11 protein-coding genes and 2 riboswitches are annotated in these 14,234 nt (G+C 40.0%); of the genes, 8 read left to right on the top strand and 3 right to left on the bottom strand.

From position 1 onward, the window contains the following. The first annotated feature begins 162 nt into the window (after nucleotides 1-162). From ACFX4N_RS08325 to ACFX4N_RS08310, 4 genes are all read left to right on the top strand, one after another. Nucleotides 163-1,461 (top strand): NCS2 family permease, encoded by a 1,299-nt coding sequence (locus ACFX4N_RS08325; RefSeq protein ID WP_013055996.1) that lies wholly within the window; start codon nucleotides 163-165, stop codon nucleotides 1,459-1,461. A gap of 174 nt (nucleotides 1,462-1,635) precedes the next feature. Continuing rightward, entirely contained in the window at nucleotides 1,636-2,010 is a 375-nt protein-coding gene (locus ACFX4N_RS08320; RefSeq protein ID WP_029325096.1) for a cbb3-type cytochrome c oxidase subunit I, read from the top strand. Between the two features lie 204 nt (nucleotides 2,011-2,214). After that, nucleotides 2,215-2,478 (top strand): hypothetical protein, encoded by a 264-nt coding sequence (locus ACFX4N_RS08315; protein ID WP_013055998.1) that lies wholly within the window; start codon nucleotides 2,215-2,217, stop codon nucleotides 2,476-2,478. Nucleotides 2,479-2,526: 48 nt separating this feature from the next. After that, nucleotides 2,527-2,733 carry a hypothetical protein gene (locus ACFX4N_RS08310; protein ID WP_013055999.1) on the top strand — a complete coding sequence of 69 codons (207 nt, stop codon included), beginning with the start codon at nucleotides 2,527-2,529 and terminating at the stop codon, nucleotides 2,731-2,733. Nucleotides 2,734-2,790: 57 nt separating this feature from the next. On the opposite strand, the gene ACFX4N_RS08305 is transcribed toward ACFX4N_RS08310, so the two are convergent. From ACFX4N_RS08305 to ACFX4N_RS08295, 3 genes are all read right to left on the bottom strand, one after another. After that, entirely contained in the window at nucleotides 2,791-3,588 is a 798-nt protein-coding gene (locus tag ACFX4N_RS08305; RefSeq protein WP_057274552.1) for a Cof-type HAD-IIB family hydrolase, read from the bottom strand. A gap of 380 nt (nucleotides 3,589-3,968) precedes the next feature. Beyond that, entirely contained in the window at nucleotides 3,969-7,412 is a 3,444-nt protein-coding gene (gene metH, locus ACFX4N_RS08300) for a methionine synthase (protein ID WP_057274553.1), read from the bottom strand. Further along, nucleotides 7,413-9,251, bottom strand: coding sequence for a bifunctional homocysteine S-methyltransferase/methylenetetrahydrofolate reductase (locus ACFX4N_RS08295; protein WP_057274554.1), 1,839 nt, complete (start codon nucleotides 9,249-9,251; stop codon nucleotides 7,413-7,415). A 107-nt stretch (nucleotides 9,252-9,358) separates the two neighbouring features. Further along, a riboswitch (SAM riboswitch) is annotated at nucleotides 9,359-9,465 on the bottom strand. Between the two features lie 344 nt (nucleotides 9,466-9,809). Between ACFX4N_RS08295 and ACFX4N_RS08290 the strand changes: the two genes are divergently transcribed. The 4 genes from ACFX4N_RS08290 to ribH all read left to right on the top strand — a co-directional run bounded on the left by ACFX4N_RS08290 (nucleotide 9,810) and on the right by ribH (nucleotide 13,812). Then, a complete protein-coding gene (locus ACFX4N_RS08290) occupies nucleotides 9,810-10,844 on the top strand; it encodes a YkvI family membrane protein (protein WP_013056003.1) in 1,035 nt (344 codons plus the stop codon). A gap of 107 nt (nucleotides 10,845-10,951) precedes the next feature. Continuing rightward, a riboswitch (FMN riboswitch) is annotated at nucleotides 10,952-11,102 on the top strand. A 278-nt stretch (nucleotides 11,103-11,380) separates the two neighbouring features. Continuing rightward, entirely contained in the window at nucleotides 11,381-12,040 is a 660-nt protein-coding gene (ribE, locus tag ACFX4N_RS08285) for a riboflavin synthase (RefSeq protein ID WP_192100607.1), read from the top strand. Between the two features lie 16 nt (nucleotides 12,041-12,056). After that, complete coding sequence (locus tag ACFX4N_RS08280; RefSeq protein ID WP_013082259.1) at nucleotides 12,057-13,250, top strand: bifunctional 3,4-dihydroxy-2-butanone-4-phosphate synthase/GTP cyclohydrolase II; 1,194 nt, start codon at nucleotides 12,057-12,059, stop codon at nucleotides 13,248-13,250. Nucleotides 13,251-13,341: 91 nt separating this feature from the next. Then, on the top strand, nucleotides 13,342-13,812 hold the full coding sequence (gene ribH / locus ACFX4N_RS08275) for a 6,7-dimethyl-8-ribityllumazine synthase (protein WP_013056007.1): 471 nt from the start codon (nucleotides 13,342-13,344) through the stop codon (nucleotides 13,810-13,812). Nucleotides 13,813-14,234: the final 422 nt, after the last annotated feature.

Genomic DNA, 14,234 nt, shown 5'->3' with positions numbered 1-14,234 from the left:
ACGTTACGTTTAGAAAATGATAACAGTTTTAAATAAGGAATGAACGCTTAAGCTAAAGGAGACAAGTTTTCCTTGCAACAATTGTTGATTTTGCTATAATAACTTCGGTGGCATTTTTGGTCACTGGGTGGGCGAGGGATAGATGAAAAGAAGGAAATTAGATTGAACGCATTATTTGAAAAGTTGTTTCGTTTAAACGACCACCAAACAACTGTCGGAAAAGAAAGCTTAGCTGGGGTCATTTCATTTCTTTCCATCGTGTATATTATTGCTGTTAATTCAACCATTTTGTCTGATGCCGGTATTCCGCTTGAAGCAGGAATATTCGCAACAGTAGCTTCGGCTTTTGTAGGCTGTGTTATTATGGCTTTTTGGGCAAATGCGCCTCTCATCCTGGTGCCAGGTATGGGGATTAATGCATTGTTTACGTATACGATGGTTCAATCAATGGGGTTATCTTGGCAAGAAGGGTTATTAGCAGTAGTGATATCCGGCTTTCTTTTTATAGCATTAGCTTTTTCACGACTGTCTGCCAAAATTGTCTCTTCGATTCCGCATTCGCTAAAAGAAGCGATAACAGTCGGTGTTGGCTTATTTTTAACATTTATCGGTTTGCAAAAAGGGAAGCTTGTAGTTCCAAGCGAAAACACTTTTGTAGCACTTGGAGACTTGTCAGATCCGTTTGTGATCAGTACGCTGTTGACGTTAATTATCACAATCGTACTGTTTATCCGAAATGTGAAAGGTAACTTTTTGTTAAGCATGATTGCTGGATCAGTCCTTGCCTTCTTACTTGGTGTAAGAAGCGGTGCAGAAAAAGGACAGTCGGCTGGGAGCGTGAACGACTTCTTTAGCAGCTTTGGCACATTGTCTTTTGGAGCTATTGGAGACGTTGCGTTTTGGGCAGCTGTCTTTTCATTAACAATGGTATTGATTTTTGAAAATATCGGTTTGCTGCATGGTCAGCTAGGTATGATGAATCAAGATAGCAAATTTCCGCGGGCCTTTCAAGCAACAGCCGCCTCAGCTTTGCTAAGCGGCGTGTTTGGAACAAGTCCAACGGTGTCTTCTGTAGAAGGAGCATCTGGTATTGCAGCTGGAGGGCGAACGGGTTTAACATCGCTGATTACAGGAGTTTTATTTTTAAGTTCACTTCTGTTTATTCCATTTATCAAGCTGGTGCCAGATAGTGCTATTGCACCTATTCTTATTGTTATTGGAGCATTGATGATTCAAAATATCAAAAACATCAATTTACAGGACTTAACAGAAGGTTTCCCTGCATTTTTAATTATTGCGCTTATTCCTCTTACGTACAGCATTGCTGATGGAATTGCATTTGGGTTCATTGCGTATCCACTGCTTAAATTATTCCTTGGTAAAATGCGTGAAGTATCGATGTTTATGTATGTAAGCGCGCTGTTGTTTTTCTTGAATTTTGTGCTGCATTATATTGCTTAAAATAGACAGCTGAGTACTTTTGCTCAGCTGTTTTTTGTGTTTGCAGTAAAGAATCCTCTTTTTAGATATCATACTCCGTATTTCGTGTCCTTTGGCTAATCTGCCGCTTCTAAAATGACGTTTCCTGCGTAAAGTAGTACAGAAGTCGTAGGGGGATATAAGGGGGAGAAAACGATGGGAATTAAATTAATTAAAATATCAGCCGTTTATTTTGGAATTGGCATCATATTGGGGTATTATATGTCAATTGTTCACAGCTACGCTTTGACACCTGTTCACGTGCACATCAATTTATTAGGATGGACATCGCTTACGTTAGCGGGAATTATTTATTATTTGTTTCCTGCGTTTAGCGAAAGTAAATTAGCCAAACTGCACGTATGGTTGCATAATATAGGATTACCGGTCATGATGATTGGTTTATTTTTCATGATCGTACTAGAAAACCAAGCTTTTACACCCGTAGTGGCAGCAGGAGCAACACTTACGGCTATTGGCGTTTTAATTTTCGTATATCACATCCTTAAAAATTTGAAATCTGAACGATGAACGAAGAAGGTCGTTGACGATGGCTGCTAATTTCAAAAGGAAAAAGAACCAGCTATAGCGAATATACATGTAAACAAGGTGAAAGTGTGATTTACATAAAGATGTGCTAGGCATCTTTATAAGGAGGGGTAAGCTGCAGGGATTTCTAGCTCTTATAAAAGCCAATAAAAGGGCTGATTATAAGTTTCTTGCGGCGGAGATACTATGGGAGAACATCAACAATTAGTGCGTGTTAGGGAGCTAGCAAATGAAATTATTCGACTTCGTCTTCAAGACCGTACGACTTATGACGAATTAGAGTTGCAAAATAATGTAGAGTTGTTGTCTCGTTCTGTGGTTGACTTAGTAAACATTATGTTAGCCGAAGATGTGGATTCGTCTACGTCTTTAAAAGCTACAGCTTCTAAAATGAAAATGGTGTATAATAACATGCATCAAGCTGAGAAAAAAGATTATTTGCATTTCTAATTGCTAGGCTCCTTTTCGCCACAAACGAAATGGAGGTGTACGAGGCAGATGCTATCGTCACTAACGACTTCTGAAGCTATTGTAGCATCCGTTCTTGCACTGGTTGTCATTGCCGTTTCCATTATCTTTTTTGCCACTCTTATTATGGTTGTTGTTCGACGAGAAAGAATCAGCAGCTTGGTTAATCACGGAGAGCATGCAGATGGGAAGCAAAAAAGCTTAGGTGAATTTTTTCGTTCTTTACGAAAAAAATAACTACCGTTTTCTTATTAAATAGATAAAAGCGGTCAATTTAAACGTTGACCGCTTTTTTTAGGTTGTTTGCTTATTTTTTTCTAAAACAATACGCGCTGCTTCACTAACTGATGACACAACAGCAGAGGCGTGGCGCTGAACAGCTTCAGGAGCTGTAGCCATAGCGAAACTGTTCGGCGTTAATTGGAACATAGGAATATCATTAAATGAATCCCCCACACATGCAATTTCCTCTGGTTTTAGCTGAAGATGATTTAATAAAATTTCAATGGCATTTCCTTTGCTGATATGTTTAGGCATAATATCCAAACACTGCTTGGCAGAAATATATGTATCAATATAATCACCAAACTCTTCGTTCACTTCTTTTTGCAGAGCTACCATTTCATCATGATCTCCAAGAACCGTGATTTTAGATGGAGAAAGAGCGTGACCAAATGAATCTGTCATTCCAATTTGTTCTTCGATAGGGAAAAACATGTGAGTTTCAATTGCTTCAATAATTTCATTTCGCTGCTCTACATAATTGGTGTCGTTTGAACAGACAAGCGTAATACGGTTAGGATCTATCGTTTTTTTATAAAGTTGAACCGCTAAATCATCTTCAAACACTTTTCCATGAAGTTCTTGATTTTCTTTGGTCCACACAAATCCGCCGTTTTGGCTTATGCGATGAAATGTATTGTTAATATCAGTAGAAATTTTTAAAATTTCCGTATCCATTCGTCCAGAAGCAAGACAAACCTCTACTCCTTGGCGCTGAAGTTCACTAAGTGCGTCTGCATTATGCTGTTCTACGTATTTTTCTTCGTGTAAAAGAGTGCCATCTAAGTCGCTTACAAATAATTTGATCATTTCTTGAAAATTCCTTTCCCTGAAAAATTTGCTGTGATAAGAGTGTTACAAATTTATTACATTCCTTATTCTATCAGTGTTTCCCAAGAAACTCATAAAAAAAGCTCAAACCGGCGGTGAATTCAAAGAGATTGAGACATAACTACATCAATTTTTCCCGCAGGAGTCTTCGCCTTGCCCTTCAATCAACAGCTAGAAACAGCTACATGAAATCTAGTTCACCATCATAATGAAAAAATCCGAATGGAGTTGATTCTCAGTCAAGAATCTGAATTCACCGTTCGGATCTTTCTTCAGCTAAAATACATTTGTCGCAGCCTTTTTTTCAGATTTGTTCACTGTAAAAAAACAGCCGCGGTCTAAAAGACCGCGGCCATATTTTATAATACGTTAAAATATTTCGCTTCAGGATGTGCAAAAACAAGGGCTGTAACAGAAGCTTCTGGTTCCATCATGAAACCGTCTGTTAACTGAATGCCGATGTCTTCAGGTTTAAGTAATTTAAACAGTTTTGCTTGGTCCTCAAGGTCTGGACATGCAGGATATCCGAATGAAAAACGCTGACCTTGGTATTTGGCTGAAAAACGCTCCGCCATTGTAAAGTCAGGCGAATCGGGGAATCCCCAGCGGTCACGAATTTGCTGATGAACACGTTCTGCTAATCCTTCAGCTAGTTCAAGCGCAAGAGCTTGGAACACGTGACTCTTTAAAAACTCGCCGTTTTCTTTGAATTTCGCGGCGCGTTCGCGAATGCCTGTTCCTGCTGTTACAGAGAAGAAACATACATAGTCCATCTCTTTTTCTTTAGGCTTTGCAAAATCAGATAAGCACAGGAACTGTCCTTTTGCTTGTCGAGGGAAGGTAAAGCGTTCAATTTCTGTTTTTTCATCAGCAGGATCATAAATAATTAAATCATTTCCGTCTGCTTGAGCAGGGAAGAACTGATAAATAACCGCTGGCTTAATTAAGTTTTCTTTTAGTGCCAGTTCGAGCAGGTCATCAACGGTTTCTTTTAATTGAACAGCACGCTCGTCTTTTTCAGCAAGCAGCTTATTCACTTTTCCTTTTAGTCCTAAGTGATGGCCTAAAAGCATCTGCCAGTTAATATACGGAAGAACCTGTGCCAAATCGTAGTGTTTGACAACGTGCCGCTTTAAATCAGCGGGTACAAAAACAGGAGCGTCCGTTGAAATGGCGGATCTTTCTAAAACAGCCGTAGCTGCTTGAGCGGTTTGAGGCTGGCGTTCTCGAACCGTTACTTTCTTTTCTTGCCGCGTTTTTAAATCTGCTAAAAGCTGAATAACTTCTTCTTTGTTCTGCAGCTTATTTGCTAACGCTAATCCGTCCATCGCATCTTTGGCGTAGAGGACCGCACCTTCATATTCCGGGGCAATTTTAAAGTCAGTAAATTTACGGGAAAGGGCAGCGCCTCCTACCATAATTGGAACATCAATGCTTGATTGTGTTAAATCTTGGGCAGTCAAAACCATTTGCTGAGCTGACTTTACTAGAAGACCTGACAGGCCAATGATGTCTGGCTTTTCTTCTTTTACTGCTTCAATCAGCTGCTGCGGCGTTACTTTAATCCCTAAATCAATTACTTTAAAACCATTGTTGCTTAAAATGATGTCTACTAAGTTTTTACCGATATCATGCACGTCGCCTTTAACCGTTGCAAGAATAACTTTGCCTTTTCCAGAATCATTTTCAGTTGCTTCCATATGAGGTTCTAAAAAGGCAACGGATGCTTTCATCACTTCCGCACTTTGAAGCACTTCTGCTACAATCAGCTGGTTGTCATTAAACAAACGTCCAACTTCCGCCATGCCCTTCATAAGCGGTCCGTTAATAATATCTAACGGATCATCATATTGAGCTAAAGCCTGTTCTAAATCAGGAAGCAATCCTTCTTTTGTACCTTCGACAATATACATTGCCAATCGTTCTTCGAGTGTTAACGTAGAAATTTCTACTTTTGCTTCTTTCTTTTTATCACGATAAAAGTCGGTAAACGTGCTTAACGTTTCATCAGTTGTGTTAAATAATAACGCATTAGCAAGCTCAATTTCAGCTTCTGGAATAGAAGCATAGCGCTCTAACTTTTCGGTATTGACAATGGCATAATCGAGTCCAGCCTGCGTACAGTGATAAAGGTAAACGGCATTTAGTACTTCACGTCCGACTGGAGGAAGACCGAATGACACGTTACTTACGCCAAGAATGGTCAGGCAATCAGGCAGGGCTTCTTTAATCATTTTAATTCCCTTAACTGTTTCTTCAGCAGAACCAATATATTGTTCATCACCAGTCCCTACAGGAAACACAAGAGGGTCAAAAATAATATCTTTTGGATTAAAGCCATGTTTTTCAACAAGCAAATCATGTGAGCGTTTAGCAATCTCTACTTTTCGTTCTGCAGTAACGGCCATGCCTGTTTCATCGATTGTACCGACAACCAGAGCTGCACCGAATTTTTTTACTAGCGGTAAGATTGCATCAAAACGCTCTTCACCATCTTCTAAGTTAATGGAGTTAATAATGACCTTACCTTGTGAGTACGTTAAAGCTTTTTCAATAACTTTCTCGTCCGTTGAATCGATTACAAGAGGAACCTTCACTTTTTTTACAACTTCTTGAATAAATTCCTCCATGTCTTCCATTTCTTCACGGTCTGGATCTGCTAAGCAAATATCAATAACGTGAGCACCATTTTTAACTTGAGCACGCGCAATTTCAGATGCTTCTTCAATTTTTCCTTCTGCAATCAGACGCTTGAACTTGCGAGAACCGATTACATTCGTACGTTCTCCCACAAAAAGAGGGCGCATAGAATCGTCATATACAAGTGGTTCAATACCGGTTACAGCATGGTTATGCTCGGAGCGATCGAGCGAACGAGGCGCAACCTCTTTTACCGCTTCAGCCAGTGCTTTAATATGAGCAGGCGTTGTACCACAGCATCCGCCTACAAAGTTCAGCCAGCCTTTATCAGCAAACCCTTTAATTTTTTGAGCAAGCAGCTCAGGGGATTCATGATAATTGCCTTCTTCATCCGGAAGTCCAGCGTTTGGATAACAGCTAACTGCTGAAGTGGCTAGGTCTGAAAGAGAGCGAATATGATCCGTCATAAATTCAGGGCCTGTCGCGCAGTTAAGTCCGACTGAAAGAGGCTTCATGTGTTCCAGTGATAAGTAAAAAGATTCGATATCTTGACCAGCGAGAGTTGTTCCCATAGGCTCAATTGTTCCTGAAATCATAATAGGAACTTCGGTTTTTAGTTTTTCAAACGCCGCTGTAATCCCTAGAAACGCGGCTTTTACGTTCAGCATGTCTTGACAGGTTTCGACTAAAAGTAAGTCAACGCCGCCGTCTAACAAACCCCGAACTTGCTCTTCGTACGATTCTACTAACTCAGGGAATGTAATGCCTCCGGTAACAGAGAGAGTTTTAGTGGTAGGACCGATAGCTCCAGCTACGAACCTAGGCCATTCGGGAGTTGAATATTTATCGCGGGCTGCACAAGCAAGCTTCACAGCTTCGATATTCAATTCATAAGCCAAGTGACCTAAATCGTATTCATCAAGTACGGTAGATGTTGAGCCAAACGTATTGGTTTCAATGATGTCGGCACCTGCTGCAAAGTACTCTTCATGAATGCGCTGAATCACATGAGGCGCTGTTCGAGTCAAATATTCGTTACAGCCTTCATATTCTTCGCCGCCAAAATCTTCAGCGGTTAAATCAGCATCTTGAATCATCGTTCCCATTGCTCCATCGATGACGAGTATTCGCTTCTTTAGTTGTTGTTCGATAAGTGAGCTCATTTATATCTTCCTTTCTGATGTAACAAGTTGCTTGTCATGAATATAGCGTGTTAGAATCTCGGTCATTTCATAGCGCATAAACGGCGTAATTAAGTAAATACCGTCAAATAACTCATATGCTGTATCAATTAAGTTTTTTGCAATCGCAAGACCTTCGACTTCACCGCGAATCCGGTCATTTCCCGTTGCATCCATGCGTTCTAGAATATCTTCTGATAATTTAATTCCAGGTACTTCATGGTGAATAAATCGAGCATTTCTTGCGCTTGTTAACGGCATGATCCCGATGTATACCGGTGTTGTTAAATGTTTGGTTGCTTCATATACCTCTTCAATTTGCTTAGTTGAATAGAGAGGCTGAGTAATGAAATAGTGAGCCCCGCAGTCGATTTTCTTTTCCAAACGCTGAACGGCTCGGTCTAAGTGACGCACGTTTGGATTAAAGGCAGCTGCGATGGAAAAATTGGTTTTTTGACCAAGCGGTTTACCGGAATAAGATAGTCCTTCATTAAACTGAGCGATTAAACTAATCAAGTCAAATGAAGATAAATCGTAGACCGAAGTGGCGCCAGGGAAATCGCCAACTTTTGACGGATCACCGGTAATTGCAAGCACTTGATTCATTCCTAGCGTATGAAGTCCCATTAAATGAGATTGAAGTCCAATTAAATTTCGGTCGCGACAGGTAATATGAATAAGCGGTCGTGCTTTTGTTTCTTGCTGCATCAGTGTTGCCATTGCCAAGTTGCTGATGCGAGGTGAGGCAAGAGAATTATCAGCTAATGTAATAGCATCTACGCCGACTTTATCAAGTGCTTTTGCGCCTTCTAAAAATTTCGTCGGACCAAGCTGTTTAGGCGGATCTAGCTCGACGATAACCGAGCGGCGCTTCTTCACAATTTCATGCATATGAGGTTTATCCTGCTGCTCACGCTCTTGAACCGTAACGGCTGGTCTCATTTTAACGACTTTGCTTGTAATCGGAGGCAGGTCTTTTAAGGCAGATGACATTGCGCGTACGTGAGCTGGTGTTGTACCGCAGCATCCTCCAATTAAGCGAACCCCTTGTTCGCGGAATAAACGCGCGCTTTCTACAAAGTAGTCTTCATTAGTTTCATATTCCAGCTTTCCTTCCACATACGCCGGAAGGCTGGCATTAGGGTAAGCAGATAAGAAAGCACGATCAGGAAGCGGTACTTCTTCAAGAGACTGAATCATATGATAAGGACCTAAGCGGCAGTTTAGCCCGACAACATCTGCTCCCAACGCTTCTAATTCTTTTAATGCATCTGCTAAAGGACGGCCATCTTGCAGCACGCCAATATCATGCAGGGAAACGTGGGTAATAATAGGCTTATCCGTTTCTTTTCTTGCCAGTGTAAGAACGGTCTTTAATTCTTCGAAATCATAGTATGTTTCAAATAAAAGGCCATCCACGCCTTCATTTAAAAGCCAAAACATTTGTTCACGAATGCTTCGCTTAACCTCTTCTAAACTAATAGCGTTTTTTTGGAAAGAACGAATTCCGCCGAGTGTACCAACCACGTAAGCCTTATCTTTTGCAGCTTGTTTCGCTAATTTTACACCAGCAACATTGATGTCTTTGACTGAATCTTCTAATCCATAACGGGCAAGTTTTTGATAATTAGCAGCGTACGTATTTGTTTGAATAACGTTTGCACCAGCTTCTACATAGGCTCTGTGAATACGAGAAACCTCTTCTGGTTTGGTGATGTTTAGTTCTTCAAAACAGCTGTCAATACCGTGTGAGTAAAGGAGGGTACCAGTGGCACCATCCCCAATTAAAATTTTAGACTTTAAATCTTCAAGTAACCCCATGTCAAAACCTCCTTAAATTGTTCCGCTTCTATTTCACGAGTGATTCGTTTTATGCAATATGCCGATAAAATAGAAAAAGTCTTCTTAAGAAGAAGACTTTTTTCGCCTTCTTATCTTCCAAGCAATAAATTGCTTGCTGGATTTAGCACCATGTCTCTAACGACTGGTTGCTGAGGTTTCAAAGGGCCAGTCCCTCCACCTCTCATGATAAGAATCAATTGTATATAATTGAAACATATTTTTTTAAATAGAAAGAATACTTATTTAATAATTTATCTGATTTTTAGAAATTATACAACAGTAAATTGTGAATTTCCAGCAAATATTGAGGGGAATTTAAAAGCTAAAGGGAAAATATCCGTATATTTTGTTTAAAAATGACTGTTATGTTAGGGGTTAAGGAGTTTTTTGTGAGAAATACAAAAAGAAAATGAAAAATAAAAAATAAACGAAAAGGCACAAGCGCTGGGATATGCGTAGATTTACACATAAAAAGGCTCGTCTTTTTTTAATCGTTTCTACATATAGTGAACTATGAAGGGTAGAAGGGTGATGGGCATGAAAAGGTGGAAACTCACGCTGCAGGTTGCTGCTACGTATGTAGGCACCGTTGTAGGAGCCGGTTTTGCAACAGGCAAGGAAATCGTTCAATTTTTTACACAGTACGGGGAACTTGGAATGGTCGGAATTTTGGTCAGCGGCTTGTTTTTTATTTGGCTAGGTTCAAAAATGATGCTGCTTTCGCACGCAATTGGGGCTTCTTCTTATCAGCAGCTTAATACATATTTATTTGGTGATGTGCTTGGAAAAGCGGTAAACGGTGTAATGATTGTCATTTTATTTGGAGTAACTTCAGTCATGCTAGCTAGTACGGGGGCAATAGGAAAAGAGCAGTTTGGACTGTGGCCTCCTGTTGGGATGATTTTTACAATTGTTTTAACTTATATATTTATCGCAAAAGGAATTAACGGTATTTTAATGGTTAATTCTCTTGTTGTGCCGATGATGCTTTCATTTGCTTTTATCATCTTTGTGCCAAATATCAGCTATTTCTCACTGATTCAAACGAAGCCGGATCTAACGCTCGTCACGCAGTGGAAGTGGGCGGTTAGTCCCTTTTTATATATTTCCCTAAATCTAGCTTTGGCTCAGGCCGTTTTGGTTCCATTAGGAAGCTCCGTGAAAGATAGGAGCGTGATTAAAAAAGGGGCCGTAATAGGAGGGTGTGTACTTACGTTTATGCTTGTTTCTACTCATCTTGCCCTTTCCAATTTGCCTTATTCATTTCAACTTGATATTCCGATGAGTGCCGTTGTTAAAAATATCTCAGCGTGGGTGAATGTTTTATTTACGGTAGTTGTGTTAGGCGAGATTTTTACTACATTGATTGGAAATGTATTTGGAATCGCTAAGCAGCTTCAGTCATTTCTTCCCCTGAATGACAAACAAGCTTTTGCGTTTATTATCTTGGCCTGCTTTATTATTGGGCAATTCGGATATGCCCAGCTTCTTGAGTTTTTGTATCCGATATTTGGCTATATTGGACTAGCTTTTGTATGGATGCTATGTATTAAAAAAGAAAAAATAAGCTAAAAGCTGGATTTTAAAGAATAGATGTGAAAAAACGAAGTTAAATGATGTGACAAGTCGATTTTACTTTGCTATAATGTAAAACAAATAAGACTATAGCAGTCGAATATATTATCCTTCGGGGTCGGGTGTAAGTCCCAACCGGCGGTGATAAAGCGTATGCTTTTAAGCCCGTGACCCGTTTTCATACGATGTATGTTAGCGGTGGATCTAGTTAAAATCTAGAGCCGACAGTAAAAGTCTGGATGGGAGAAGGATCAGGAAGCACAGTTGTTTTTTTGTGTTGAATTAATAAGGGACACGTTTGCCTTTTTTAAAGCTACCCTTGTTTTTGTACACAAAATATAACTGTTTATTTCGTATACAATTAGCGGAATTTTGCATAGATAAAACTGATTCAGCTCAGCCGACCCCTTGGACATTTGTTCAAGGGGCTTTTTTATTTTCAGTGGTTGGGGGAAAGATAAATATGAAAAAAAAGCAGCTGCTATTTCAAAACGGTATAAGAAGTTGGAATAGCGCCAAAGCAGGTGAAGAAAATGTTCACAGGTATCATTGAAGAAATTGGAAAAATAAAACGTATTCAAAAGGCCACAGAAGCAATTGTTCTTACGATTGATGCGAAGACCGTGTTAGAAGATGTGAACTTAGGGGACAGTATTTCAGTTAACGGCGTTTGTTTAACCGTAACGACTTACTCTCAAAATGAATTTACGGTCGATGTCATGCCGGAGACGATTAAAGCAAGTACCCTTCAGCTTCTAACCGTTGGATCACGTGTTAACTTAGAGCGGGCGATGGCTGCAAATGGCCGATTTGGAGGGCATTTCGTTAGCGGACACGTTGATGGAATTGGAACCATTGTAAGCAAAACACGTAAAGGAAATGCCTTTTATTATGAAATTCAAGTCGATCCCGAACTTCGTGAATTTATGATGTTAAAAGGGTCTGTTTCCGTAGACGGAACAAGTCTTACTATTTTTGATGTCAGCAACCAATCATTTACTATTTCTCTTATTCCTCATACGGTGCTTCACACAGTCGTTGGAGACAAACAGCGAGGAGACAAGGTGAATATTGAATGCGATATGTTAGCTAAATATATGCATCAGATGATGACAAATAAGTCAACCCCTGGCGCCTCGAATCGTTCAGGTAACATGAAGGATTTATTGCAGCAGCATGGTTTTACAAATTAACAGTGAGGTGAAAGAGATGTTTCATAAAGTAGAAGAAGCCATTGAAGAGTTAAAAAAGGGAAAAGTGGTTATTGTATGCGATGATGAAGATCGAGAAAACGAAGGAGATTTTATTGCATTAGCCGAAAAAACGACGCCTGAGGTTATTAACTTTATGGCTACTCATGGAAGAGGATTAATTTGTACACCTGTTAATGAAGAAATTGCGCATAAATTGAATCTTCACCCGATGGTAGCGAACAATACGGATGTACATGGAACAGCATTTACAGTAAGTATTGATCATATTTCAAGTACAACAGGTATCAGTGCATACGAACGCTCTGCTACGGTTATGGCTCTTGTAAATGAAGCGACGGTAGCAAGTGATTTTCAACGCCCAGGACATATTTTCCCATTGATTGCAAAAGACGGGGGCGTTCTGCAGCGTGCAGGTCATACAGAGGCTGCTGTTGATTTAGCAGTATTAGCAGGAGGAAAGCCTGCGGGTGTTATTTGTGAAATTATGAATGAAGATGGAACAATGGCACGTGTACCGGATTTAACAAAAATTGCAGAGCAATTTGATTTAAAAATGATTACAATAAAAGATTTGATTGCCTACCGCCGCAAACATGACCAGCTTATTAGCCGTGAAGTAGAAGTGAGCTTACCTACGGCATTTGGTGAGTTTAAAGCTGTAGGATATACAAATAAACTTGATAATAAAGAACATGTGGCTCTTATCAAAGGTGATATTGATCATAATAGCCCCGTTCTCGTTCGCGTTCACTCTGAGTGTTTGACTGGAGATGTGTTTGGTTCTGAACGCTGCGACTGCGGTCCTCAGCTTCACGCAGCTCTTACGCAAATTGAAGAAGAAGGACGCGGCATTCTGCTGTATATGCGTCAAGAGGGCAGAGGTATTGGCTTACTAAATAAGCTAAGAGCATATAAGCTGCAGGAAGAAGGATACGATACCGTAGAAGCGAATGAAAAACTCGGGTTTGCTGCAGATTTACGAGAGTATGGAATCGGTGCTCAAATCTTAAAAGACCTTGGAGTCAAACAAATGAAGCTTTTAACGAATAACCCTCGTAAAATTACTGGGCTAAAAGGCTACGACCTTGAAGTGATCGAGCGAGTGCCTCTTCAAATGCCGGCAGTGGATGCCAATAAAAAATACTTAGATACAAAAGCTAAAAAATTAGGTCATTTATTACATTTATAATTTTACACTTTTTTTCGTTATAACAAATGAAGCTAATTCATGAAAAGAAATGTAAATAACTATATATTAATACTAGCAGGAGGAACAAAAGATGAATCATTTATATGAAGGAAATTTAGTAGGCACAGGATTAAAAATCGGAATCGTGGTAGGGCGTTTTAATGAATTTATTACAGGCCGTTTACTTAGTGGAGCAGAAGATGCGCTCAAACGTCACGGCGTAGCTGATGAAGACGTAGACGTGGCTTGGGTGCCGGGCGCTTATGAAATCCCATTAATCGCCAAAAAATTAGCTGAATCTAAAAAATATGATGCAGTGATTACGCTAGGAACCGTTATTCGAGGAGCTACTCCACACTTTGATTTTGTATGTAATGAAGTAGCAAAAGGCGTTGCATCTCAAAGCTTACAAACAGGCGTGCCAATTATCTTTGGTGTATTAACAACTGAAACAATTGAGCAAGCAATTGAACGTGCAGGAACAAAAGCAGGAAATAAAGGATGGGAAGCTGCAGCATCAGCTATCGAAATGGCTAACCTTTCAAAAATGATTGAAGGATAATAGATACCATTCCAGTTTTTATAAGCTGAAGAGTTAAAAGAGGCTGAAACAAAAGTATGTTAGTTGAAAGAAGATCCGAACGATGAATCGTTCGGATTTTTTTCATTGGCATGGTGAACGTAGGTTTCAGGTATGTAGTGGCTTCTAACTAAAGGGTAAGGCAAAGACTTCTGCGGGAAAAGCGGAAGAAGTGTGACCCCGCAGAAGCGGAAGCGACGAGGAGGCTCAGCGGCCGCCCGCGGAAAGCGAAGTCTTGCACGGAAATCAACTGCAGCGTAGAAAGCGATCCAAACTATCTCATGTATCCCGTTTGTTCGCCTTTAGATTGGATTGATGTAGTTATGTCTCAAGCTCTTTTGAATAGAAGCTAGCTATGTATAATTTGGCTAAAACGTCTTACTCTAAGTAATAATTAGGTCGTA

The sequence above is a fragment of the Priestia sp. YIM B13551 genome (genome assembly GCF_042787905.1).
Taxonomy (GTDB): domain Bacteria; phylum Bacillota; class Bacilli; order Bacillales; family Bacillaceae_H; genus Priestia.
This window is presented reverse-complemented; position numbering and strand designations above follow the sequence as displayed.

Bases quoted from the DNA above. Each gene is read 5' to 3' on its own strand.
- ACFX4N_RS08280 (WP_013082259.1), top strand. From the start codon at position 12,057: ATGTTTCATAAAGTAGAAGAAGCCATTGAAGAGTTAAAAAAGGGAAAA.
- ACFX4N_RS08290 (WP_013056003.1), top strand. From the start codon at position 9,810: ATGAAAAGGTGGAAACTCACGCTGCAGGTTGCTGCTACGTATGTAGGC.
- ribE (WP_192100607.1), top strand. From the start codon at position 11,381: ATGTTCACAGGTATCATTGAAGAAATTGGAAAAATAAAACGTATTCAA.
- ACFX4N_RS08315 (WP_013055998.1), top strand. From the start codon at position 2,215: ATGGGAGAACATCAACAATTAGTGCGTGTTAGGGAGCTAGCAAATGAA.
- metH (WP_057274553.1), bottom strand. From the start codon at position 7,412: ATGAGCTCACTTATCGAACAACAACTAAAGAAGCGAATACTCGTCATC.
- ACFX4N_RS08320 (WP_029325096.1), top strand. From the start codon at position 1,636: ATGGGAATTAAATTAATTAAAATATCAGCCGTTTATTTTGGAATTGGC.
- ACFX4N_RS08295 (WP_057274554.1), bottom strand. From the start codon at position 9,251: ATGGGGTTACTTGAAGATTTAAAGTCTAAAATTTTAATTGGGGATGGT.
- ribH (WP_013056007.1), top strand. From the start codon at position 13,342: ATGAATCATTTATATGAAGGAAATTTAGTAGGCACAGGATTAAAAATC.
- ACFX4N_RS08310 (WP_013055999.1), top strand. From the start codon at position 2,527: ATGCTATCGTCACTAACGACTTCTGAAGCTATTGTAGCATCCGTTCTT.
- ACFX4N_RS08305 (WP_057274552.1), bottom strand. From the start codon at position 3,588: ATGATCAAATTATTTGTAAGCGACTTAGATGGCACTCTTTTACACGAA.